The sequence below is a fragment of the Delftia sp. UME58 genome (genome assembly GCF_014170385.1).
GTDB lineage: Bacteria > Pseudomonadota > Gammaproteobacteria > Burkholderiales > Burkholderiaceae_C > Comamonas > Comamonas acidovorans.
On sequence record NZ_LZZV01000013.1, the window covers coordinates 36,831 to 60,824 of the forward strand.

At 67.1% G+C, this 23,994-nt stretch carries 20 protein-coding genes and 1 pseudogene; 13 read left to right on the forward strand and 8 right to left on the reverse strand.

Annotation, left to right across the window (positions count from 1 at the left end):
* Positions 1-112 precede the first annotated feature (112 nt).
* The 5 genes from dnaE (at position 113) to sbcB (ending at position 9,572) form a co-directional block, all read left to right on the forward strand.
* Positions 113-3,646 carry a DNA polymerase III subunit alpha gene (gene dnaE, locus A9976_RS03660; protein ID WP_183017859.1) on the forward strand — a complete coding sequence of 1,178 codons (3,534 nt, stop codon included), beginning with the start codon at positions 113-115 and terminating at the stop codon, positions 3,644-3,646.
* Between the two features lie 133 nt (positions 3,647-3,779).
* On the forward strand, positions 3,780-4,157 hold the full coding sequence (gene clpS / locus A9976_RS03665; protein WP_016454840.1) for an ATP-dependent Clp protease adapter ClpS: 378 nt from the start codon (positions 3,780-3,782) through the stop codon (positions 4,155-4,157).
* A gap of 63 nt (positions 4,158-4,220) precedes the next feature.
* Entirely contained in the window at positions 4,221-6,557 is a 2,337-nt protein-coding gene (gene clpA / locus A9976_RS03670) for an ATP-dependent Clp protease ATP-binding subunit ClpA (protein ID WP_183017860.1), read from the forward strand.
* Positions 6,558-6,640: 83 nt separating this feature from the next.
* Complete coding sequence (gene cls, locus A9976_RS03675; RefSeq protein ID WP_183017861.1) at positions 6,641-8,095, forward strand: cardiolipin synthase; 1,455 nt, start codon at positions 6,641-6,643, stop codon at positions 8,093-8,095.
* A 37-nt stretch (positions 8,096-8,132) separates the two neighbouring features.
* Positions 8,133-9,572: an exodeoxyribonuclease I gene (gene sbcB / locus A9976_RS03680; RefSeq protein ID WP_183017862.1), complete on the forward strand. Its 1,440-nt coding sequence runs from the start codon at positions 8,133-8,135 to the stop codon at positions 9,570-9,572.
* A gap of 33 nt (positions 9,573-9,605) precedes the next feature.
* Here the strand turns inward: sbcB and A9976_RS03685 are convergent.
* The 3 genes and pseudogenes from A9976_RS03685 to A9976_RS03695 form a co-directional block, all read right to left on the reverse strand.
* A pseudogene (locus tag A9976_RS03685) lies at positions 9,606-10,036 on the reverse strand (DUF86 domain-containing protein).
* Positions 10,033-10,323, reverse strand: a complete 291-nt coding sequence (locus A9976_RS03690; RefSeq protein ID WP_013802651.1) for a nucleotidyltransferase family protein — start codon at positions 10,321-10,323, stop codon at positions 10,033-10,035. Before A9976_RS03690 ends, A9976_RS03685 begins: the two are co-directional and overlap by 4 nt.
* A gap of 53 nt (positions 10,324-10,376) precedes the next feature.
* Positions 10,377-11,606 (reverse strand): nucleoside recognition domain-containing protein, encoded by a 1,230-nt coding sequence (locus A9976_RS03695; RefSeq protein WP_063326291.1) that lies wholly within the window; start codon positions 11,604-11,606, stop codon positions 10,377-10,379.
* Between the two features lie 148 nt (positions 11,607-11,754).
* On the opposite strand from A9976_RS03695, the gene A9976_RS03700 reads away from it, so the two are divergent.
* Positions 11,755-12,150, forward strand: a complete 396-nt coding sequence (locus tag A9976_RS03700) for a VOC family protein (protein ID WP_183017863.1) — start codon at positions 11,755-11,757, stop codon at positions 12,148-12,150.
* A gap of 19 nt (positions 12,151-12,169) precedes the next feature.
* On the opposite strand, the gene tam is transcribed toward A9976_RS03700, so the two are convergent.
* Entirely contained in the window at positions 12,170-12,943 is a 774-nt protein-coding gene (gene tam, locus A9976_RS03705) for a trans-aconitate 2-methyltransferase (protein ID WP_183017864.1), read from the reverse strand.
* Positions 12,944-13,050: 107 nt separating this feature from the next.
* Between tam and A9976_RS03710 the strand changes: the two genes are divergently transcribed.
* On the forward strand, positions 13,051-13,959 hold the full coding sequence (locus tag A9976_RS03710; RefSeq protein ID WP_310889364.1) for a LysR family transcriptional regulator: 909 nt from the start codon (positions 13,051-13,053) through the stop codon (positions 13,957-13,959).
* 9 nt (positions 13,960-13,968) lie between these two features.
* On the opposite strand, the gene A9976_RS03715 is transcribed toward A9976_RS03710, so the two are convergent.
* Positions 13,969-14,886 (reverse strand): LysR family transcriptional regulator, encoded by a 918-nt coding sequence (locus tag A9976_RS03715; protein WP_183017866.1) that lies wholly within the window; start codon positions 14,884-14,886, stop codon positions 13,969-13,971.
* A gap of 75 nt (positions 14,887-14,961) precedes the next feature.
* Between A9976_RS03715 and A9976_RS03720 the strand changes: the two genes are divergently transcribed.
* The 5 genes from A9976_RS03720 (at position 14,962) to A9976_RS03740 (ending at position 20,031) form a co-directional block, all read left to right on the forward strand.
* Positions 14,962-15,831, forward strand: coding sequence for a CoA ester lyase (locus tag A9976_RS03720; protein ID WP_183017867.1), 870 nt, complete (start codon positions 14,962-14,964; stop codon positions 15,829-15,831).
* 81 nt (positions 15,832-15,912) lie between these two features.
* Positions 15,913-16,908 (forward strand): tripartite tricarboxylate transporter substrate binding protein, encoded by a 996-nt coding sequence (locus A9976_RS03725; protein ID WP_183017868.1) that lies wholly within the window; start codon positions 15,913-15,915, stop codon positions 16,906-16,908.
* A 58-nt stretch (positions 16,909-16,966) separates the two neighbouring features.
* Positions 16,967-18,130 carry a CoA transferase gene (locus A9976_RS03730; RefSeq protein ID WP_183017869.1) on the forward strand — a complete coding sequence of 388 codons (1,164 nt, stop codon included), beginning with the start codon at positions 16,967-16,969 and terminating at the stop codon, positions 18,128-18,130.
* A complete protein-coding gene (locus tag A9976_RS03735) occupies positions 18,130-18,975 on the forward strand; it encodes an amidohydrolase (RefSeq protein WP_183017870.1) in 846 nt (281 codons plus the stop codon). Before A9976_RS03730 ends, A9976_RS03735 begins: the two co-directional genes overlap by 1 nt.
* Before the next feature lie 63 nt (positions 18,976-19,038).
* Positions 19,039-20,031, forward strand: coding sequence for a tripartite tricarboxylate transporter substrate binding protein (locus A9976_RS03740; RefSeq protein WP_183017871.1), 993 nt, complete (start codon positions 19,039-19,041; stop codon positions 20,029-20,031).
* A gap of 20 nt (positions 20,032-20,051) precedes the next feature.
* On the opposite strand, the gene A9976_RS03745 is transcribed toward A9976_RS03740, so the two are convergent.
* Positions 20,052-21,197, reverse strand: coding sequence for a PQQ-dependent sugar dehydrogenase (locus A9976_RS03745; protein WP_183017872.1), 1,146 nt, complete (start codon positions 21,195-21,197; stop codon positions 20,052-20,054).
* 227 nt (positions 21,198-21,424) lie between these two features.
* Here A9976_RS03745 and A9976_RS03750 point away from each other — a divergent pair, with 227 nt between their 5' ends.
* Positions 21,425-22,126: a YebC/PmpR family DNA-binding transcriptional regulator gene (locus tag A9976_RS03750; protein ID WP_012205353.1), complete on the forward strand. Its 702-nt coding sequence runs from the start codon at positions 21,425-21,427 to the stop codon at positions 22,124-22,126.
* 72 nt (positions 22,127-22,198) lie between these two features.
* Here the strand turns inward: A9976_RS03750 and upp are convergent, their stop codons facing one another.
* Entirely contained in the window at positions 22,199-22,828 is a 630-nt protein-coding gene (gene upp / locus A9976_RS03755; protein WP_012205354.1) for a uracil phosphoribosyltransferase, read from the reverse strand.
* Positions 22,829-22,884: 56 nt separating this feature from the next.
* A complete protein-coding gene (locus A9976_RS03760) occupies positions 22,885-23,862 on the reverse strand; it encodes a threo-3-hydroxy-L-aspartate ammonia-lyase (RefSeq protein WP_232245829.1) in 978 nt (325 codons plus the stop codon).
* Between the last annotated feature and the right edge of the window lie 132 nt (positions 23,863-23,994).

The window sequence follows — 23,994 nt, forward strand, 5'->3', positions numbered from 1 at the left end:
GGGCCGAAGCATTGTAACGGCCTGCGATGCCCGCCCCACAGGCGGGGGCGGCGGCAAAGGCATGGCCGTGAACGGGTCCCGGCCTTGCGGAGCTTTCTACAATGGCGCCCATATGTTTGTCCATTTGCGCCTGCACACCGAATTCTCCGTCGTGGACGGAACCAACCGCATCAATGCCATCGTCAAGGCCGCCGCCGAGGATGGGCAGGTCGCACTGGCCGTCACAGACTTCAACAACCTGTTCGGCGGCGTCAAGTTCTACCGCGAAGGGCGGGCCAAGGGCGTCAAGCCCGTGCTGGGCGCGGAAATCCAGATCGAAGGCGAGAACGGCGCCGCCGTCTCGCGCATCATCGTGCTGGTGCAAAGCCCGCTGGGCTACCACAACCTGTCCGAACTGCTGGCCCGTGGCTGGACCCGCAACGTGGTCAAGGGCCAGGCCGTGCACACCTGGGCCTGGCTGCAGGAGCTGGGCGAGGGGCTGATCGTGCTGGCCGGTGCCCAGGCCGGCCCCGTGGGCCAGGCCTTGATGCGCGGCGACGAGGCCGGCGCAGCCGCAGTGGCCCAGCGGCTGGCAGGCATGTTCCCGCACCGTTTCTTCATCGAACTGCAGCGCGCCGGGCGCCAGGACGATGAGGCGCACGTGCTGGCTGCCGTGCAACTGGCCGAGCGGCTGAACCTGCCCGTGGTGGCCACGCACCCCATCCAGTTCTTCGGCCCCGACGACTACGAGTCCCACGAAGCGCGCGTGTGCATCGCCGAAGGCGAAATCCTGGCCAACCCGAAGCGCGTGCGCCGCTTCACGCGCGACCAGCATTTCAAGACCGCAGCGCAGATGCAGGCGCTGTTCGCCGACATTCCCAGCGCCATTGCCAACACCGTGGAAATCGCGCGCCGCTGCAGCCTGACCCTGGTGCTGGGCAAGCCGCAGCTGCCCAATTTCCCCGTGCCTGACGGCATGACCATGGACGAGTTCTTCCGCAGCGAATCCTTCAACGGCCTGGAAGACCGCCTGACCCACCTGTATCCCGATCCCGCCAAGCGCGAGGCGCAGCGCCCGCGCTACGTGGAACGGCTGGAATTCGAGATCGGCACCATCCTCAAGATGGGCTTTCCGGGCTACTTCCTCATCGTGGGCGACTTCATCAAGTGGGCCAAGCTCAACGGCTGCCCCGTGGGCCCGGGCCGCGGATCGGGCGCGGGCTCGCTGGTGGCCTACGTGCTCAAGATCACGGACCTGGACCCGCTGGAATACAACCTGCTGTTCGAGCGCTTCCTGAACCCAGAGCGCGTGTCCATGCCCGACTTCGACGTGGACTTCTGCCAGGCCAACCGCGACCGCGTCATCGACTACGTGAAGCAGCTCTATGGCCGCGACGCCGTCAGCCAGATCGCCACCTTCGGCACCATGGCCGCGCGCGCGGCCATCCGCGACGTGGGCCGCGTGCTGGACATGAGCTACACCTTCTGCGACGGCATCTCCAAGCTCATTCCCAACAAGCCGGGCCTGCACGTCACGCTCAAATACCCGCCCAACCCGAAGAAGGAGGGCGACAAGTACACCTACGCCATCGAGGCCGAGCCCATGCTGGCCGAGCGCATCGAAAAAGAAGAAGACGTCAAGACCCTGATCGAAATGGCCCAGAAGCTCGAAGGCATGACTCGCAACATCGGCATGCACGCGGGCGGCGTGGTGATCGCCCCGGGCAAGCTGGCCGACTTCTGCCCGCTGTACCAGCAGCCGGGCAGCGACTCGGCCGTGGCCATGTACGACAAGGACGATGTGGAGGCCGTGGGCCTGGTGAAGTTCGACTTTCTGGGCCTGGCCACGCTGACCATCCTGGAGATCGCGCGCGAGTTCATCATCAAGCGCCACAAGGGCCAGGAGAACTTCGCCTTCGAGAACATCCCGCTGGACGATGCGCGCACCTACCACCTGTTCTCCGAGGGCAAGACCGAAGCCGTGTTCCAGTTTGAATCGCGCGGCATGCAGGGCATGCTGCGCGACGCCAAGCCCAGCCGCCTGGAAGACCTGATCGCACTGAACGCGCTGTACCGCCCGGGTCCCATGGACCTGATCCCCAGCTTCGTCGCGCGCAAGCACGGCAAGGAAGTGGTGGAGTACCCGCACCCGCTGGTCGAGCAGGTGCTGGCCGAGACCTACGGCATCATGGTCTACCAGGAGCAGGTGATGCAGACCGCCCAGGTGCTGGGCGGCTACTCGCTGGGCGGCGCCGACCTCTTGCGCCGTGCCATGGGCAAGAAGAAGGTCGAGGAAATGGTCATGCACCGCGGGATCTTCCGCGAGGGCGCGGCCAAGCAGGGCATCAGCGAGGACAAGGCCGACGAGGTCTTCGACCTGATGGAAAAGTTCGCGGGCTACGGCTTCAACAAGTCGCACGCCGCCGCCTACTCGCTGCTGGCCTACCACACGGCATGGCTCAAGGTGCACTACACGGCCGAGTTCTACTGCGGGAACATGACCGTGGAAATGGACAACACCGACAAGCTCAAGGTGTTGTACGAAGACGCGCTGAAGATGGGCATCAGCTTCGAGCCGCCGGACGTCAACCGCGGCATGTACCGTTTCGAGCCCGTCACCGACAAGGTCATCCGCTACGGCCTGGGCGCCATCAAGGGCACGGGCCAGCAGGCCATCGAGGCCATCGTTGCGGCGCGTGAAGGCCGCGGCGTGGGGCCGCGCGGCACCGACAAGGGGCCTTTCAAGAGCCTGGCCGACTTCTGCGTGCGCGTGGACCGCACGCGCCTGAACAAGCGCACGCTGGAAGCCCTGATCAAGGGCGGCGCCTTCGACGCCATCGAGCTCAACCGGGCGTCGCTGGTGGCCTCCATCGACCATGCCTTCGAGTTCGGCAACAAGACGCTGGCCAACGCCAACCAGGGCGGCCTGTTCGACATGATGGGCGATGACGCCGTGGGCTCCAGCACCCAGGAGCCGCCTCTGGTCGAGGCACTGCCCTGGGGCGTGAAGGAGCGGCTGACCCAGGAAAAGACGGCGGTGGGCTTCTACCTCTCGGGCCACCTGTTCGACGAGGTCGAGAAAGAGGTGCGCCGCTTCGTGCGCACGCCCCTGGCCGAGCTGCGCGACAGCCGCGAGCCCCAGACGCTGGCCGGCATCATCAGCGACTTCCGCGCCATCAACGGCCAGCGCGGGCGGCTGGGCCTGTTCAAGATCGATGACGGCTCGGGCGTGATCGAGGCCTCGGTGGACGAGAACACGCTCAACACCTACCGCGAACTGCTCAAGGATGATGAATTCGTCGTCATCACCGGCCGCCTGCAGCTCGACCATTTCAGCGGCGGCCTGCGCATGAAGGCCCAGCAGCTGTTCAACCTGGCCGATGCGCGCTGCCGCTTCGCGCGCTACCTGCAGGTCAGCGTTGGCGACAGGATGCCCGATGTGGTCGGCCTGCTGCGCCAGTTCCCCGCCGTGGTGGAGCAGGGCGAGCATGGCGAGCTGCAGCGCGGCATGAAGGTGCGTCTGGGACTGGTCTGCGAGGACGAGCGCGGCTCGGCGAGCTGCGAGCTGGCCCTGGGCGACGGCAGCCGCTTCTATCCCAGCGACGCGGCCCTGGCCGCCTGGTATGCCCAGGCAGGCAGCGCCCAGGTCAAGGTGGTCTACGAATAACGCGCAAGGTGGTGCAGCTCCCGGTGGCGGCAAGCAGGCACTGCTTTGGTGCGTGCTGGCCATCCCGGGCGGGCACCGCGCTTGAATTCTTCAGGCACGCCTCGCATATCCCTTCCGGAAAACAGTGGCTCCGATGGCTAGAATGATTTTCATGGCAACCCAACCCCCTTCGACCCCTCCTGCCATTCCCACGGTGCGGCCCGTGTCCGACGACGACGGCGCCGTGGTGCTGGAGCGGCGGCGCCAGCGTGTGCAGCCGCCGCAGATGTACCAGGTCGTGATGCTCAACGATGACTTCACGCCCATGGAATTCGTCATCATCGTCCTGCAGGAACTCTTCGGCAAGGACCGCGAAACGGCCACCCAGATCATGCTCAAGATCCATCTCGACGGCCGCGGCGTCTGCGGCGTGTATTCGCGCGATGTTGCGGCCACCAAGGTCGAACAGGTGCTGCAGGCCGCCCAGAAGGCGGGCCATCCGTTGCAGGCCATGTTCGAGCCTGTTGAATAAACCGGGGCCGCCCTGATTTATGGTTGCAGTCAATAATCCCCAGCAAGCGAAAAGGAGTCATCAATGATCGCCCAGGAACTGGAAGTCAGCTTGCACATGGCCTTTGTCGAAGCGCGCCAGCAGCGCCACGAGTTCATCACCGTGGAACACCTGCTGCTGGCCCTGCTGGACAACCCCAGTGCAGCGGAAGTGCTGCGCGCCTGCTCAGCCAACATCGATGACCTGCGCTCGGCCCTGTCCAACTTCATCAAGGACAACACGCCCCAGGTCGCGGGCACCGACGAAGTGGACACGCAGCCCACGCTGGGTTTCCAGCGTGTGATTCAGCGCGCCATCATGCATGTGCAATCCACCGGCAACGGAAAAAAGGAAGTCACGGGCGCCAACGTCCTCGTGGCCATCTTCGGTGAGAAGGATTCGCACGCCGTCTACTACCTGCACCAGCAGGGCGTGACGCGCCTGGACGTGGTCAATTTCATTGCCCACGGCATCAAGAAGGGCGAACCGCCCGAGCCCGCCAAGGCCGAAAACCCTGCGGAGTCCGAAGAGGGTGCAGGTGGCGAGCGCAACGAAAAGGCTTCGCCCCTGGAGCAGTTCACGCTGAACCTCAACCAGGCGGCCAAGGACGGCAAGATCGATCCGCTGATCGGGCGCGACTACGAGGTCGAGCGCACCATCCAGATCCTGTGCCGCCGCCGCAAGAACAACCCGCTGCTGGTCGGCGAGGCCGGCGTGGGCAAGACGGCGATCGCCGAAGGCCTGGCTTGGCGCATCACCGAGGGCAAGGTGCCCGAGGTGCTGACCGAAGCCGTGGTCTATTCGCTGGACATGGGCGCGCTGCTGGCCGGCACCAAGTACCGTGGCGATTTCGAGCAGCGCCTCAAGGGCGTGCTCAAGTCGCTCAAGGACCGGCCCAACGCCATCCTGTTCATCGACGAAATCCACACGCTGATCGGTGCGGGCGCCGCCTCGGGCGGCACGCTGGACGCGTCCAATCTGCTCAAGCCGGCGCTGTCCAGCGGCCAGCTCAAGTGCATCGGCGCGACCACCTTCACCGAGTACCGCGGCATCTTCGAAAAGGATGCGGCGCTGTCGCGGCGTTTCCAGAAGGTCGATGTGGTCGAGCCCACCGTGGCCGAGACCGTGGACATCCTCAAGGGCCTGAAGTCGCGCTTCGAGGAGCACCACAGCGTGCAGTACGCCGCTGCCGCCCTGCAGGCTGCGGCCGAGCTGTCGGCCAAGTACATCAATGACCGCCACCTGCCCGACAAGGCCATCGACGTGATCGATGAGGCCGGTGCCGCGCAGCGCATCATCCCGGTGGAGCAGCGCAAGCAGACCATCGACAAGGCCGAGATCGAGGCCATCGTGGCCAAGATCGCGCGCATTCCGCCCGCCAACGTGTCCAACGACGACCGCAGCAAGCTGCAGACGCTGGAGCGCGACCTCAAGAGCGTGGTCTTCGGCCAGGACAAGGCGCTGGAGGCGCTGGCCTCCTCGGTCAAGATGGCGCGCTCGGGCCTGGGCAAGCCGGACAAGCCGATCGGCTCCTTCCTGTTCTCGGGCCCCACGGGCGTGGGCAAGACGGAAGCGGCCAAGCAGCTGGCCTACATCCTCGGCGTGGACCTGATCCGCTTCGACATGTCGGAGTACATGGAGCGCCACGCCGTCAGCCGCCTGATCGGCGCGCCTCCGGGCTATGTGGGCTTTGACCAGGGCGGCCTGCTGACCGAGGCCGTGACCAAGAAGCCGCATTCGGTGCTGCTGCTCGACGAAATCGAGAAGGCGCATCCGGACATCTTCAACGTGCTGCTGCAGGTCATGGACCATGGCACGCTGACGGACAACAACGGGCGCAAGGCCGATTTCCGCAACGTGATCCTCATCATGACCACGAACGCGGGCGCCGAGACCATCAACAAGGCCTCGATCGGCTTCACCAACCCGCGCCAGGCCGGCGACGAAATGGGCGACATCAAGCGCCTGTTCACGCCGGAGTTCCGCAACCGTCTGGACGCCATCGTCAGCTTCAAGCCGCTGGACGAGCAGGTCATCCTGCGCGTGGTCGACAAGTTCCTGCTGCAACTGGAGCAGCAACTGGCCGAAAAGCGCGTGGAGGTCACCTTCACCGACGCGCTGCGCAAGCACCTGGCCAGGAAGGGCTTCGATCCGCTCATGGGCGCCCGTCCCATGCAGCGCCTGATCCAGGACACCATCCGGCGTTCGCTGGCCGACGAGCTGCTGTTCGGGCAGCTGGTCGACGGTGGCCGCCTGGAAGTGGACTGGGTGGCGGACGCCGACGATGCCGACAAGGGCGAAGTCAAGCTCGACATCACGCCCCAGCCCAAGCAGGACCCGGCTTCCGAGCCGGCCGAGCCCAAAGAGGCCACTGCCGACTGATGTGCATCGCCTGATGCCCATCGCGCAAGCCGACAGCCCCCCGGGCTGCCGGCTTTTTCTTTGATCCGCCCGAAGGAGTCTTTGTGGAGTGGCTTCGTCAGTACCTGACCCATGAGAATGCGCTGCTGCTGCTGTCGGTGACCTGGTCGGTCTATGTGGTGATCGTCGCGGTGTGGATCCTTCTGCAGCGCAGCGCGCCCGTGGCCACGCTGAGCTGGCTTCTGTCCATGGCGGCGATTCCCGTGGGCGGGCTGGCCATCTACTATTTCTTCGGCCCGCAGCGGCTCAAGCGCCAGCGCATCAAGCGGCTGCGCGCGCGCAAGACATCGCGCGTGCGCTCGGGCGTGCAGCGGCTGCGCGAGCGCATGCCGGGCAGCTCGGAGCGCCTGCACCAGGTTGCGCGCCTGGTGGCGGCCACCAGCGACTTTCCCGTCAGCACAGCCACCGACCTGCGGCTGCTGGTCGGTGGCGCGGCCACCTTCGACGCCATCATCGATGCGGTCAATGCCGCACGCCACCACATCCACCTCGAGTACTACATCTTCGAGCCCGACCAGACCGGCACGGCCCTGCGCGACCTGCTGATGGAGCGGGCCCGCGCAGGCATACAGGTGCGCCTGCTGGTGGATGCCCTGGGCTCCAAGAAGCTGGGACGGCGCTTTCTGCAGCCACTGGAGGATGCGGGTGCCGAGGTCGCACTGTTCCATGGCTCCAAGATCGGCCGGCGCCTGCGACCGGTCATCAACTTCCGCACCCACCGCAAGATCCTGGTGTGCGACGGCAAGGTGGGCTTCACGGGCGGCGTCAACGTGACCGACGAAGAGAACGCGCGTGTCATGCCCGATGCCTACCACGACGTGCACCTGCGCCTGGAGGGCGCCATCGTCAACTGGCTGCAGACCGTATTCCTCGAAGACTGGGCCTATGCGCTGGAAAAGGACCCCAAGAACGAGCCCGCCGACATCGACCTGCTGCTGCCGGACGCGCCCGAGGGCCCGCTGCCCGTGCAGATCATCACCTCGGGCCCCGACAACGGCCTGCAGGCCATCTACCGCGCGCATCTGGCGGCCATCAACGCAGCCCAGGAACGTGTCTGGCTGACCACGCCGTACTTCGTGCCGACGGAGGCCGCACTGGCCGCGCTCACCAATGCCTCGCTGCGCGGCGTGGACGTGCAACTGCTGGTGCCGCGCCGCTCCGATTCGGCCCTGGTCACGGCGGCGGCGCGCTCCTACTACGACGAGCTGATCCGTTGCGGCGTGCGCGTCTACGAGTACAAGGCACGCATGCTGCACTCCAAGACCCTGGTGGTGGACGACAACATCGCCATCATCGGCACGGCCAACTTCGACTACCGCAGCTTTTTCCTGAACTACGAGGTCTGCGCCATCGCCTACGGGCCTGCGCTCAACGGCGATCTGGCCAAGCAGTTCGAGGCCGATCTGGAGCAGGCCCAGCGCGTGCACTTCAAGCGCGACCTGGGCTTTGCGCTGCGCCTGTTCGACTCGGGCGCGCGGCTGTGCTCGCCCCTGCTGTGAGGATCGGTGGCTCGTTTTTCGCAGGCATACTCGCCCGATGGCCCATACCTTCTTCTGGCACGACTACGAGACCTTCGGCGCCCAGCCGCGCTATGACCGGCCCGCGCAATTCGCGGGCATCCGCACGGATGCGGAACTCAACGAGATCGGCGGACCCGTCATGTGGTACTGCCAGCCGGCGGGCGACTACCTGCCCGATCCGCAGTCCTGCCTGATCACCGGCATCACCCCCCAGCAATGCCTGGAGCAGGGCGTGCCCGAGGCCCAGTTCGCCGCCCGCATCGAGGCAGAACTGGCCCACGCCGGTACCGTGGGCGTGGGCTACAACACCATCCGTTTTGACGACGAGATCACGCGCTTCATGTTCTGGCGCAACCTCATCGATCCCTATGCACGCGAATGGCAGAACGGCTGCGGGCGCTGGGACCTGCTCGACGTGGTGCGCATGGTCTATGCGCTGCGCCCCGAAGGCATTGTCTGGCCGAAAAAGGAGGATGGATCTCCGAGCTTCAAGCTCGAGGACCTGGCCCGTGCCAACGGCCTGCTGCACGAGAAGGCGCACGACGCGCTGTCCGACGTGCGCGCCACCATCGGGCTGGCGCGGCTGATCCGCAAGGTCCAGCCCAGATTGTTCGACTTCGCGTTCTCGCTGCACAAGAAGGATCGCGTGCTGCAGGAAATGGGCCTGCCGGCCGAGCCGGCGCATGCCCGGCCTTTCCTGCACGTCAGCGGCATGATCCGGCCCGAGCGCGGCTGCATCGCCGTCATGTGGCCGCTGGCCACGCACCCCACCAACAAGAACGAGATCATCTGCTGGGATCTGGCGCAGGACCCGTCCGAGCTGGCCTCCATCGACGTGGACACGCTGCGCCTGCGCCTGTTCTCGCGCGCGGCCGACCTGCCCGAGGGCGTGCAGCGCCTGCCCATCAAGAGCATCCACATCAACAAGTCGCCCATGGTGGTCGGCAGCCTCAAGACGCTGAGCCCGGCCATGGCCGAGCAATGGGGCATCGATGTGGAGCAGTGCATGGGCCATGCGGCCATTGCACGTGACCTGCCCGACATGAGCGCGCTGTGGCGCGCCGTCCACCAGCGCCCTGCGCAGGAAGGGCTGGATGCCGACCAGGACCTGTACGGCGGCTTCGTGGGCAATGAGGACCGGCGCCGCCTGAACCACCTGCGCAGCCTGTCTGCGCAGGAGCTGGCGCTGGACCGCACGGGCTTCGACGATGCGCGCCTGACCGAGCTGCTGTTCCGCTACCGCGCCCGCAACTTCCCCGCCAGCCTGAACCCGGCCGAGCGCCAGCGCTGGCTGCAGCACTGCGCGGCCTGCCTGATCGAAGGCAAGGGCGGAGCACGCACGGCCGAGCAGATGTTTGCCATGGTCGATCAGCTATCGGAGAGTGCCGACGAGCGCGGAGAGGAAATCCTGGGGGCGCTGTATGACTATGCGGAAGCCATCATGCCGGAGGTCTGACGCTGGGGCGTCAGGAGGTCGGTTCCATCACAATCACGGAAGAGGGGCTGCACACCGGCAGCTTGCTGTTGTCAGTCTCGGCTCCATGCCAGAGTCATTGCGGTCTTCTTCGTCGGCATCCAGACGCACGGCAGGCAACTGCCTGAGCAGTGCCGGCAGCCACTCCTGCACCGTCTCCCACACCACATCAAGGTTGATGTCGAAATAGCCGTGAGCCATGCGATTGCGCATATTGCGCATGCTGCGCCACGGCACCTCGGGGTGCGCCTGGGTGAACTTGGCGTAGCCGTCCATTACCTTCGTGGCTGCCTCGCCGATGATGATGAAACTCATGATGACGGCTTGCTGGGAGCGCTTGTCGGCGAAGAAGTCCTCCTTGGTCAACCCTTCCACGAAGCTGCGCGCATCGATCGCAGCCTGCTGGATGTGGTCCAGTAGTCAGGCAGGCGGTAGTTCTCGCTCATACCGGTTTTGCCTCTGCAAGCACCTTGGCCCGGAACTTCGACGGCAGGTCACCGGGCGTCAGCAAATCGACGTCAACGCCGAGCAGCAATTTCAGCTCGTCTTCCAGATCACCCAAGTCCAACAAGGTGGCACCGGGCAGCGCGTCGACCAGCAGGTCGAGGTCGCTCCCATCCCGGTCGGTGCCGTGCAGTACCGAACCGAAGACTCGCGGGTTTGCCGTGCGAAAGCGGCTGACCGCTTCGCGCACCGCGCTTCGCTTCATGTCAAGCACAACGGACGGGCGCATAGGCATCCTTTCTTGTCGAATCTCGTTGAGATGATATGCAATCCACTGTGCTGTCAGCCAAAGAACTTGTAGCAGACCACGATGGCCGCCACCACGCCGGCCAGTTCGGCGATGAGGGCGCAGGGCACGGCGTGGCGGGCGCGCTGTATGCCTACGGCGCCGAAGTAGACGGCCAGGACGTAGAAGGTGGTTTCGGTGCTGCCCTGGATGGTGGCGGCCACCAGGGCGGCGAAGCTGTCCACGCCCTGGGTCTGCATGGTCTCGATCAGCATGGCGCGCGCCGCGCTGCCCGAGAAGGGTTTGACCAGGGCCGTGGGCAGGGCGTCCACGAAGCGGGCGTCCATGCCCAGGGCATCGACCACCCAGCGTATGCCCGACAGCGCGTACTCCAGCGCACCCGATGCGCGGAACACGCCCACGGCGCAGAGCATGGCCACCAGGTAGGGCAGCAGGCCCTTGGCCACGTCAAAGCCTTCCTTGGCGCCCTCGATGAAGCTGTCGTAGACCGCGACCTTGCGCCAGGCGCCCAGGGTGACGAACAGCACGATCAGGGCAAACAGCGTCAGGTTGCCCAGCAGCGATGACAGCTGCGCCAGCGCGGCCGCCGACAGCGTGGCCAGAAAGGCCATGAAGCCCGCCAGCGCCAGGCCCAGCGGCAGCAGATAGCCCAGCACCACGGGGCTCCACAGCGGCAGCCTCTGCACGGCGGCCACGGCCAGCAGGCCGACCAGGGTCGAGGCCGAGGTGGCCAGCAAGATCGGCAGAAAGACCAGGGTGGGATCGGGCGCACCCTGCTGCATGCGGTACATGAAGATGGTCACGGGCAGCAGGGTCAGCGACGACGCATTGAGCACCAGGAACAGGATCTGCGCATTGGTGGCGGTGTCGGGCCGGGGATTGAGCTCCTGCAGCGAGCGCATGGCCTTCAGGCCCATGGGCGTGGCCGCGTTGTCCAGTCCCAGCCCGTTGGCCGCGAAGTTCAGCGTGATCAGGCCCAGGGCCGGATGGCCGCGCGGCACCTCGGGCATGAGCCTGGCGAACAACGGGCCCAGCACGCGCGCCAGCCACTCCACCACGCCGGCCTTCTCGGCGATGCGCAAAAAGCCCAGCCACAGCGTCAGCGTGCCGAACAGCAGCACCATGACCTCGACCGACAGCCTGGCCATGGCAAACAGCGCCTGCACCATGGCCGAGAAAATCCCGGCCTGGCCGCCGACCAGCCATTGCGCCAGCGCAGCCACGGCTGCCACCAGAAAAAAGCCCAGCCACAAGGCATTCAGCATGGATTCCCGTCCCTCGCGAGGCAATTGCAAGCCGCCATTGTGGGGCCAGCCGCAGGGCTTACGGGCCAGGGCTGCAGGGCATTGACAGGGCTCCGTTATCCTCGCGGCCCCGTGGTCCGAGGACCGCACCATTGCTGCAAAGGATTCCATGCCCCAGGTGATAGGACAGGTGAGCGTCGCCGTGCGCGACTATGACGAGGCGCTGCGCTTTTATGTGGGCGCGCTGGGCTTCGTGCTGATCGAGGACACCGCCCTGTCCGAGGGCAAGCGCTGGGTCACCGTGGCCCCCGGTGGCGGCGGTGTGCGCCTGCTGCTGGCCCGCGCCACGAACGAGGAGCAGGCCGCGCGCGTGGGCAACCAGACGGGCGGGCGCGTGTTCCTGTTCCTGCAGACCGACGACTGCCTGCGCGACTTCGAGGCCTACCGCTCGCGCGGCGTGCGCTTTGTGCAGGATCCCCAGCGCAAGCCCCACGGCACCGTGGCCGTGTTCGAAGACCTCTACGGCAATCTGTGGGATCTCATCGGGCCGCATCCGGCGCGCTGAGGGCCGAAGGCGCGCTGCTTCAGCGGCTGGCCACGATGAACAGTCGGGGGAAGGGCAGCAGCACCGTGCCATCGTCCAGCGCGGGGTAGGCCTGGGAGATGGCCTGCAGATACGCTGCGTGGAAGCCGGCCTTTTGCTCCTCGTCCAGCGGCGCGACGAAGGGACGCAGCGCCGAACCCTTGAACCACTCAACCACCGCGGCATGGCCGCCCGCCAGCGGGTGGAAGTAGGTGGTGCGCCAGACATCGACGTTGCTGCAGTGCGGGCGAAGCAGGGCATAGTAGAAGTCCGCGCTGTGACGTGCGGGGTGGCGCACATCGCCAATCCTGGCAGCCCAGGGGCCGCTGGCGGCCACTTCGCGCGCCAGCCGGTGGGCCGGTTCTTCCAGGTTGTCCGGTGTCTGCACGGCCAGGCTGCCACCGGGTGCCAGGTGGCTGACGAGGCGCGGGTAAAGCCGCTGGTGGTCGGGCAGCCACTGCAGCGAGGCATTGGCCAGGATCACGTCCTGCGGCTGGTCGGGCTGCCAGGTGGCGATGTCGGCCAGTGAGAAGGCCGTGCCCGGCAGCCGCTTGCGTGCGGCATCCAGCATGTCCTCGGAATTGTCCAGTCCCGTCACGGTGGCCCCGGGGAAGCGCTGGGCCAGGACCTCGGTGGAGTTGCCGGGGCCGCAACCCAGGTCCACGGCCAGCCGCACGGCGCGGCCAGGCAGATCGGGAATGGCGGCCACCAGGTCGCGCACGGGGCGCGTGCGTTCCTGCTCGAACGTTGTGTACTGCTTTGCGGACCAGGTCATCGTGTTGCCTTTCAGGTAGGTGTGTTTGTGGGGCGCGAGCGTAAATCCGTCCATCCATGATTGCAAATGCCACAATTGGAGTCTTCCCATACCTTGAGAGTATTGATGTGCCCGAGCTTCGCCAACTGCGCGCCTTTGTCGCCATCGCCGAGGAAGGCCACATCACGCGTGCCGCCGAGCGCCTGGGCATGCAGCAGCCGCCGCTGACGCGGTTGCTGCAGGGCCTGGAACACGAATTGGGCGTGGAGCTGGTGCAGCGCCTGCCGCGCGGCGTGCGGCCCACGGCGGCGGGGCTGGCGCTGCTGGAAGAGGCCAGGGCGCTGCTGGAGCGCTGTGATGTGCTGGCCGAGGTGGTGCGCCGCGCCGCCCGGGGCGAGACGGGCCGGCTGGCCGTGGGCTTTACCAGTTCGGCCGCGCTGCATCCCTTCGTGCCCGGCGTGCTGCGCATGTTCCGCCAGCAGGTGCCCGGCGTGGCCGTGGCGCTGGAGGAGGCGGGCACGGGTGAACTCATGGATGCGCTGCTGCACGAGCGGCTGGACGCGGCCTTTGTGCGCTCGCCCCTGCATGGCAGCCAGGGGCTGCAGGCCGTGCCGATTCTGGAGGAGCCCATGCTGCTGGCCCTGCCGGCAGGGCATGCGCTGGCACGCCCATTGCGCCGGCCCGTGCCTTTGCCGCAGCTCGCCTCGGAGGATTTCGTGCTGTACCGGCGCAGGGTGGGGCAGGGCCTGTACGACGCCATTCTCAAGGCCTGCCTGGAGGCGGGCTTCAGCCCGCGCGTGGTGCAGGAGGCGCCGCGCATGACGGCCACGCTGAGCCTGGTCTCGGCAGGGCTGGGGCTGTCCATCGTGCCGGCCTCCATGCAGCGCCTGCGCAGCGACGGCATTGTCTACCGTGGGCTGTCGCAATGCCCCGGGCTGGCCGCTCCGCTGCATCTGGCCACGCGCGTGGGCGATGCGTCGGCCGTGCTGCGCAGGTTCCAGGACCTGGTTGCCGCTGCGGCCGTGGCGGAGTCCTGACGGCGCGGGCTACGGCGTCCTGGTTGCTGCGCGTGCGGCAGCGCGCGGGCCGCCGCGCTGCCTGACCACGGTGCGCGCGCATTCCACCAGCCTGTGGATCAACGGCAGCCGTGCCGACGAGCGCAGCCACATCACGCCAAAGCGCCGCGACTGCGATTCCTCGGGCAGGGCCAGGCGCACCACGCCCTGGCCATCGGGCAGGTTCAGGGCCGTGTCGGGCACCAGCGAAACGCCCAGGCCGCGCTCCACCATCATGGCGATGGCCACCAACGAGCTCAGTTCAAAGCGCTCCTGCGGCGCAATCTGCGCGGCGCGCAGGTAGCGCTCCACCATTTGCCCGCCGCCCAGGCTGCGGTCATAGCGGATCAGCGGCTGGGTGCGCAGCAGCGTGTGCGGGTCCAGGTGCGCCAGCTGGTGCGGCACCAGAAGCACCAGCGGCTCCTCGCGCAGCAGCGTCCAGTCGAAGGTCTTGGCCAGGGCGAAGGAGGGGTGCAGGCACACGGCCGCATCCAGCTCGCCCTGCTGCACGGCCTGGTACAGCTCGCGCGTGGTGGCCGAGCGCAGGAAGACCTTGGTCTGCGGGCACTTCTTCACAAAGCCCGCCAGGATGTCGGGCAGCAGGCTGTGCAGGGCCGTATTGATGGTGCCTATCACCAGCTCGCCGTCGGCGCCCTCATGGTTGACATGGGTCTTGGCGTTGGCCAGCTCGCGCAGCAGCAGCGGGGCCGATTGCGCCAGCCGGTGGCCGGCTGGCGTGGGCAGCACGGTGCGCCCGGCGCGGGCCAGTAGCGGAGCGTCGAACTCGCGCTCCAGGATGCGGATCTGCTGGGCCACGGCGGCGGCCGTGATGTTCAGGCGCCGCGCGGCCTCGGCCATGGAGCCCGTCTCGACCACGAGCAGGAAGCTGTGCAGGTAGCTGGTTTCCATAAACAAAGAATTTGTGTGGTTTGAACAAATATTACCTGTGTTTCTCTTGGCTTTCTGCCGCCCACAATGCGGTGCATGAGAAGCAAACTGTTTGTTCCCGCATCGCGTCCCGAGCTGTTCGCCAAGGCCCTGGCCGGCGACGCCGATGCACTGTCCTTCGACCTGGAGGACGCGGTGGCCGAGGCCCGCAAGGACGAGGCGCGCGGCCTGCTGCGCAGCTTCCTGCTCAGCCCTGAAAGCCGGGGCCATGGCAAGACGCTGATCGTGCGCGTCAACGCCATGGAGACGCCGCATTTCGGAGCCGACATCGCCGAGATGGTGCGCGACGGCGTGCACCTCATCAACCTGCCCAAGCCCGAGACCGTGCAGCAGGTGCGCGAGGCCGCGCAGCGCATTGCCGAGGCGGCAGATGCCAACGGCGTGGCCCAGGTGCCTGGCCTGCTGCTCAATATCGAAACACCCCGCGCCCTGAGCTGCGCTGCCGAACTGGCCAGCGCCCATGCCAGCGTGGCCGGCCTGCAGATGGGTCTGGGCGATCTGTTCGAGCCCTTTGGCGTGAACCGGCGCGAGCCCGCCGCCATTGCCCAGGCGCTGTTTACCGTGCGCATGGCCGCCGCCGAGGCAGGCGTCTACGCCTACGACGGCGCCTTTGCCGACATCCGCGACAGCGAGGGCTTCAGCGCCGAGGCCCGCCTGTCGCGCGGCCTGGGCTTTCTGGGCAAGACCTGCATACACCCCAGCCAGATCGCTCTGGCCAATGCGGTCTACCAGCCCACCAAGCAGGAAATCGGGCATGCCCTCAAGGTGGTGGAGGCGGCCCGCCAGGCAGATGCCAACGCCCTGGGCGCCTATGTGGTGGACGGGAAGATGGTGGACAAGCCCTTTGTGCTGCGCGCCCAGGCCATCGTGGCTGCGGCGCATGCACAGGGGCTGCTGGGGGCCTGAATAGGGATCTGGCATTCCGGTGCACCGGCGTCCTGCATGCCGTGCACCACAACGACAAGAAACAGGACAGGAGACAAAGAGATGAGCATTTCGCATTGCCGCACGCGGCGCAGGCTGGTGGCGCTGGCCGCCATGGCAACGGTGGCCACGCTGGCTTCGCCGGGATTGATGGCGCAGGGCGCCTTCCCGTCCAAGGCCATCACCATGGTGGTTCCCTATCCGCCCGGTGGCTCCAATGACGTGTTCGCACGCCAGGTGGCCAAGGAAATGGGCGATGTGCTCAAGCAGACCGTGATCGTGGACAACCGGCCCGGCGCCAGCGGCAACACGGGCACGGCCTCGGTGGCCAAGGCGGCGGCGGACGGCTACACGCTGGTGGCGGTCTCGTCGAGCATGACCACGAATGCGGCGGTACAGGCCAAGATGCCCTTCGACCCCGTCAAGAGCCTGGCGCCCGTGGCCATGTTTGCCAAGGGGCCGCTGGTGGTGGCCGTCAACAATGAGTTTCCCGCCAAAACGCCTGAGGAACTGGTGCGCGCCATCAAGTCCCGCCCCGGCCAGTTCAACTACGCCACCTCGGGCACGGGCAGCATCAACCATTTCGCGACCGAGATGATGCGCTCCATGGTGCCGGGCATGGACATCATGCATGTGCCCTACAAGGGCCAGGGTCCGGCCGTGACCGATGTGATCGGCAACCAGGTGCAGATGCTGGTCTCCAGCGGCCCGTCCATCCTGCCCATGGTGCGCAACGGCAAGCTGCGCGCCATCGGCATCACCAGCCTCAGACCCAGTCCCATTGCGCCGGACCTGACGCCCATGGCAACGGCCATCCCGGGCTATGAATTCGATCTGTGGTGGGGGCTGCTTGCGCCCGCCGGCACGCCGGCCGACATCGTGGATCTCCTCAACCAGGCCGTGAACCAGGTGCTGGCCAAGCCGGCAATCCAGGCCAGCTTTCTGCGCGAAGGCGCCATTGCCAACCCCGTGACGCCGCAGCAGTTCGGCGAGGTGATCCGCACTGACGTGGCACGGTGGAAGCTGCTGGCCAAAGAGCGAAATATCCAGGCCGATTGAACCCGGCCTCTGGCGGGAGGCTTCGCATGCCTTCCTGCATCCCTATCAGGAGAAATGAATGAGTTTTGTGCCAGGTGAACGCAAGGGCCCGAAGGGGCCGCTCAGCGGCGTGCGTGTGCTGGACCTGAGTGCCTATATCGCAGGGCCCTACGGCTGCTCGCTGCTGGCCGATCAGGGCGCGGAGGTCGTCAAGATCGAGCCGCCCGTGGGCGACAACCTGCGCAAGTACCCCTCCACGCTGGAAGCGGAAAGCCGCGCCTTCCTGGGCGTGAACCGCAGCAAGTGGGGCATGGTGCTGGACCTGAAGGATGAGGCCGACCACGCCGTGCTGCTGCGCCTGGTGCGCGAGGCCGATGTGCTGGTCCACAACTTCCGCCCCGGCGTGCCCGAGCGGCTGGGCATCGGTTTTGCGCAACTGGCCGCCATCAACCCACGCCTCATCTATTGCAGCGTCACCGGCTATGGCAGCCGCGGGCCGCTCAAGGCCAAGGCGGGCTACGACCAGGTGCTGCAGACCATGACCGGCATGTGTGCCATGCAGGGCAAGGCAGGCGGGCCGCCCGAGATTCTCTACGGCTCCGTGGTGGACTACTACGCCTCGGCCCTGGTGGCGGGCGGCGTGTCGTCGGCGCTGTACGAGCGCGAGAAAAGCGGGCTGGGCCAGCATGTGGGCGTGTCCCTGCTGCGCGCGGCGCTCACCATGCAGTCCGCGCGCATGGTCTGGGCCGAGGGCGAGCCGCGCGAGGTGGGGCGCGACATGCGCTCGGGCGGCATCACGGGCATCCACCCCACGCGGGAAGGGCATCTCTACATTTCGGCCAACACCGCGCATTTCTGGGCGGCGCTGTGCCGCAAACTGGATCTGCCCGAACTGGCCGGCGACGAGCGCTACGACTCCGTGCGCAAGCGCGCCCAGCACCGCGACGTGCTGGTGCCGCTGCTGCGCCAGGCGCTGGCGGGGCGCAGCGCGCTGGAATGGGAGGCCTTGTTCGGCGAGGAAGTACCCTGCGCGGCGGCCCGCACGGTGGAGGACATGTTCGACGACCCGCAGGTGCAGGCCGAGGGCATGGTCACCCGCTTCGAGCACCCGACCCTGGGCAGCTACCGGGGCTTTGCCGGCGCCGTGGAGTTCGACCGCACGCCCGGCCCGCCGGCCTTTGCCGCGCCCACGCTGGGCCAGCATACCGAGGCGCTGAAGGCCGCCGCGCAAGAGGGCTGCTGATGCAGGCACTGCCCGCTGGCGCCTGCGACGCCCATCTGCATGTCTTCGATCCGCGCCTTGATACGCGTTTTGGGGCCGAGGCGCCGCAGGCCATGCGCGCGCATGCCACGGCTGCCGACTATGCGCAGCTGCGCGGCGCCATGGGACTGGAGCGCGCCGTCATCGTGCAGCCGCGTGCGCATGGCACGGACAACCGCGCCACGCTGCAGGCCATCGGGTCGCTGGGAGCCTCCCGCACGCGCGGCATTGCCGTGGTGCACCCCGATATCACCGACGCACAGTTGCAGGCGCTGCATGACGGCGGCATTCGCGGCATCCGCTTTTCGCTGCATACCGACCACGATGCCGTCGTGCGGCTGGACATGCTGGAGCCGTTGGCCGAGCGCATTGCCGCGCTGGGCTGGCATGTGCAGCTGCACTGGCTGGCCAGCCAGATCGAGGCCCATGCGGCGCTGCTGCAGCGGCTGCCATGCACCCTGGTGTTCGACCACATGGCGCGGCTCGCTGACAGTGCTGACGGCGCTGGCGTGCACCAGTCCGCCTTTGGCGTGGTCCGTGGGCTGGTGCAGCAGGGCAGGGCCTGGGTCAAGCTCTCGGGCCCGTATCTGAACAGCCGGGCGGGCCTGGCCGCAGGCTATGCCGACTGCGACGCGCTGGCGCAGGCCTGGGTGGCCGAGGCCCCGCAGCGCCTGGTCTGGGGCAGCGACTGGCCCCACGTCACCGAAGCTGCCCATCCGCCGCAGACCCCCATGCTGCTGGCGCTGCTGTCGCGCTGGATTCCCGATGCGGCGCTGCGCGCCCGCGTGCTGGTGGACAACGCCGCCGAGCTGTACGGATTCGATTGAGGGCGCGGGGCACGCAAGCCTCGCAGCCCAGGTTTTCACCATTGAGCAACAGGAGACAGAAACGTGAAGAAGATCAAGACACTGCGGCCCGCCATGACGGTGCTGGCCTTGGGGCTGGGCCTGGGACTGGGACTTTTCCAGGGCACGCTGCATGCGGCCGACTATCCGGCCGCACAGGCCATCACGGTCGTCGTGCCGTTCTCGGCCGGCGGCGGCGCGGACAATGCGGCGCGCATCATCGCCAAGGCGCTGGGCGAGGTCTCGGGCCAGACCGTGGTGGTGGACAACAAGGCCGGCGCCAGCGGCGCCATTGGCGCCGCCCTCGTGGCGCGCGCCAAGGCCGATGGCTATACGGTGCTGTATGACGCATCGTCCTTCGCCATCAACCCCGCGTTGCGCAAGCTGCCCTATGACCCGGCCAAGGATTTCATTGCCGTGTCCCAGGCCATCAGCGTGCCCAACATCCTCGTGGCCGCGCCGTCCTCGCCCTACAACAGCCTGGCCGACTTCATGAATGCCGCGCGGCAAAAGCCCGGCAGGCTCACCTATGCCTCCTACGGTCCGGGCAGCCTGGCCCAGATGGCGACGGAACTGCTCAAGGCAGACGCCAAGTTCGATGCCGTCCACGTTCCCTACAAGGGCGGGGCGCCCGCCATCGTCGATGTCATGGGCGGCCAGGTCGATGTGTACTTTGCGAACGCGGCCTCCAGCATCAATTACGTCAAGGGCGGCAAGCTCAAGGCGCTGGCCGTGTCCTCGGCCAAGCGCATGCCGGACCTGCCCGACGTGCCCACGGTGGCGGAAAGCGGCATCAAGGGCTTCGAGGTCACGGAGTGGAACGGCTTCTTCCTGCCTGCAGGCACCGCGCCCGAGACGGTGCAGAAGCTGCAGGACCTGGTGCAAAAGGCCCTGGCCTTGCCGGCCACGCGCGCCAGCCTTGAAAAGCTGGGCCTGACGCCCGTGGGCAGTTCCTCCGCCGCCTTCACGGGCTTCGTGGCGGCCGAGCGCAAGCGCTGGGAGACCGTGGTCAAGGCCAACGGCATCACCGTGCAGTGAGCCGCCGCGCGTGACGGGACTCAGGGCGTGGCGGTGATGCGCAGCAACTGCCCGCCCTGGGCGTCCGTCAGCAGGTACAGCCAGCCGTCAGGGCCCTGGCGCACATCGCGCACGCGCTGGCCCAGGCGCGGCAGCACCTGCTCGCTGGCCGTCACCTTGCCGGACCTGATCGTCAGGCGCTCCAGTCGCTGGAACTTGAGCGAGCCCACGACCAGCGATCCCTTCCATTGCGCCCCATACCGATCACTGGTCACGAAGGCCATGCCTGAGGGGGCGATCGACGGCACCCAGTAGTGCAGCGGCTGCTCCATGCCCTCCTTGCGCGTGATGCCCGCGCCGATCTTGCCGCCGCCGTAGTTCTCGCCATGGGTGATCACGGGCCAGCCGTAGTTCTTGCCCGCCTCGGGCCGGTTGACCTCGTCGCCGCCCTGGGGGCCGTGCTCGTGCATCCAGAGGCTGCCATCGGGTGCCAGCGCCGCGCCCTGGGCGTTGCGGTGGCCGTAGCTCCAGATCTCGGGCCAGGCATCCGCGCGGCCCGCGAACGGGTTGTCCCTGGGCACGCTGCCGTCCTTGGCGATGCGCACGATCTTGCCCAGGTGGCTTTTCAGGTTCTGGGCCTCTTCCTTGTAGCGCGAGCGTTCGCCCAGCGCCAGGAACAGCGTGCCATCGCTCTTGCCGTCCACCATGCGCTCCACGATGCGGCAGCCGAAATGCAGCGCGCTGGCGTACTTGGGGCGCTGCGAGAACAGCACTTTCACCTGCTCCAGCCGACTGGCATCGTCGGACAGCCGCGCACTGGCCAGCGCCGTGCTGTTCTTGCTGCTGTCGGCGCCGCTGCCGGGCTCGGAGTAGCAGAAGTACAGCTGGCGGTTGCGCGCGAAATCGCTGTCCAGCACCACGTCCAGCAGCCCGCCCTGGCCTGCGGCCTCCACGGCCGGAAGGCCTGCCAGGGGAGCGCCCAGCCTTCCGTCGCCCTGCACGATGCGCATGCGGCCCGGCCGCTCGGTCACCAGGTAGCGCCCATCCGGCAGGAAAGCCACCGCCCAGGGATGCTCCAGGCCGTCGGCGACGATTTCGGTGGAGAGGTTGTGGCTGCCGGCGGCCCACAGTGCAGCGGACAGGCCCAGGGTGCTAATGGCGATTGCGGCGGATAGGGATGGCGGCATGCCGATGTTCCTGTGAAGAGGGGGCAAGAGTCGGGAGGCTTTGTCAGGCAAGCATCATGCACGACGCTGCCAGAGCCTGCGGCGCCCTGTCAACCACTGCGCAAAAAGCCCGCGCAGCCACTTGCGCGGGTGTATAAACAGCGCTCTTTCGGCGCCGGGCCGGGTCCCTGCGTGGGGCGGTCGGCGGCGCCTCCTACCCACCAGAGAATCCGCAAGGGAAAGCAGCCATGGGCGCGCAATGGAAAGCAAAGGGCAAGGCGCTGGTCGCCGATGCCAAGGGAAAGCTGTTTGGCAAGCTGGCCAAGGAAATCATCGTCGCGGCGCGCGCCGGCGCCGATCCGGCAGGCAACTCGCGCCTGCGCATGGCCGTGGAAGCAGCCCGCAAGGCCTCCATGCCCAAGGACACGCTCGAGCGTGCGATCAAGAAGGGTTCGGGCGTGGGGGCCGATGCCGTCAACTACGAACGCGTGGTCTATGAAGGCTACGGCCCCAACCGCGTGCCCGTGATGATCGAATGCCTGACCGACAACGTGAACCGCACGGCGCCCAACATGCGCGTATGTTTCCGCAAGGGCCAGATGACGGCCGTGGCCTGGGACTTCGACCATGTGGGCATGATCGAGGGCGAGCCCGAAGGCGGTGCCGATGCCGAGCTGGCCGCCATCGAGGCCGGCGCACAGGACTTCGAGCCCGGCGAGGAAGAGGGCACGACGCTGTTCATCACCGACCCGACGGACCTGGATACCGTGAGCAAGGCGCTGCCGGCCCAGGGCTTCAAGGTGCTGTCGGCCAAGTTGGGCTACAAGGCCAAGACGCCGGTCAGCATGGCCAGCCTGTCGGCCGAGCAGCAGGAGGAAGTGCAGGACTTCCTGGCCGGCATCGAGAACGACGATGACGTGCAGCACGTCTACGCGGGCCTGGTGGATTGATCCCGCTGCCCCCCGCTCCCCAGCAAAAAAGCCGCACGATGTGCGGCTTTTTTGTGGGTGCGGGCACCAAGCCTACTTGGTGCCGAAGATGCGGTCGCCCGCGTCGCCCAGGCCCGGCAAGATGTAGCCGTGCGCGTCCAGCTGGCGGTCCACGGCGGCCGTGTAGATGTCCACGTCGGGATGGGCCTTTTGCATGGTGGCCACGCCTTCGGGCGCGGCCAGCAGGCACATGAACTTGATGGACTTCGGGTTCAGCTGCTTCAGGCGCGCCACGGCGGCGGCGGCCGAATTGCCCGTGGCCAGCATGGGATCGACGACCAGCACGTCGCGCTCTTCCATCTCGGAGGGCATCTTGAAGTAGTACTCGACGGGCTGCAGCGTCTCGGGGTCGCGGTACAGGCCGATGTGGCCGATGCGCGCGCCGGGCACGACGTTGAGCATGCCGTCGAGGAAACCGTTGCCGGCGCGCAGGATGGACACGAGCACCAGCTTCTTGCCGTCGATGACCTTGCCGGTCATGGTCTCCAGCGGGGTCTCGATCTCGATGTCCTGCAGCGGCATGTCGCGCGTGATCTCGTAGGCCATCAGCGTGGACAGCTCGCCCAGCATGCGGCGAAAGCTGTTGGTGCTGGCTTCCTTGCGGCGCATCAGCGTGAGCTTGTGTTGGACCAGCGGGTGGTCGATCAGGTGCAGAGTACTCATGGTTTTCTTCTGGAAAAAAGGGGCGCCGGCATTTGCGGCCGGCGCCAGGGGGCGGTTCAGTCGTGCAGAAAGCGTGCGTAGCGCGCCAGGTCCACATTGCCGCCGCTGATCAGGATGCCCACGCGCGCGCCCGACAGCGCAACCCCGCCATGCAGGGCGCCCGCCAGCGAGAGCGCTCCCGTGGGTTCGACCACGATTTTCTTGCGTTCCGCGTAAAAGCGCATGGCCTGCACCAGATGCTCGTCCGCCACGGCCAGGATATCTTCCACATGCTCGCGGATGATGGCGAATGTGATATCGCCGATGGACTGGGTCTGGGCACCATCGGCAATGGTGTGGGGCGTGGGGATCTGCACGATCTGGCCAGCCCGCAGCGACTGGCGGGCATCGTCGCCGGCCTGGGGCTCGACGCCGTAGACCTTGCAGCGCGGCGCCAGTTGTCCGGACGCCAGCAGGCTGCCCGACAGCAGGCCGCCGCCGCCCAGGCAGACGAACAGGTAGTCCAGGTCGGGCACCTCTTCGAACAGTTCCTTGGCTGCCGTGCCCTGGCCGGCGATCACGTCGCGGTGGTTGAACGGCGGGATCAGCGTCATGCCGCGCTCGTCGGCCAGGCGGCGGGAGATGGCCTCGCGGTCCTCCGTGAAGCGGTCATAGGTCACCACCTGGGCGCCGTAGGAGCGCGTGGCCGCCATCTTGGAGGCGGGGGCATCCTCGGGCATGACGATGAGCGCGGGCATGTCCAGCATCTGCGCGGCCAGGGCCACGGCCTGGGCATGGTTGCCCGAGGAGAAGGCCAGTGCGCCGCGCTTGCGCTGCTCGGGCGTGAACTGCGACAGCGCGTTGTAGGCGCCGCGTATCTTGAAGGCGCCCGTGCGCTGCAGGTTCTCGCACTTGAAGAACAGCTGGGCGCCCAGCAGCTCGTCGGCGGTGCGGCTGCGCAGTATGGGTGTGCGGTGGGCCACGCCTTCCAGCCGGCGAGCGGCGGCGGCGACATCGTCATAGGTGGGCAGCGAGGGAGGGCTGTTCGTCGTCATGGCGTGCGGTTCCGCAAAGTGGATGGAGGCACTTTCGATCATAGCCGCATGCGCGGGCTTTCAGAGCCCTGAAATGCGCCAGCCGTTGCATGGCAACGGCTGGGTGCTATGGTGTTTGATGCGGCGCAGGGC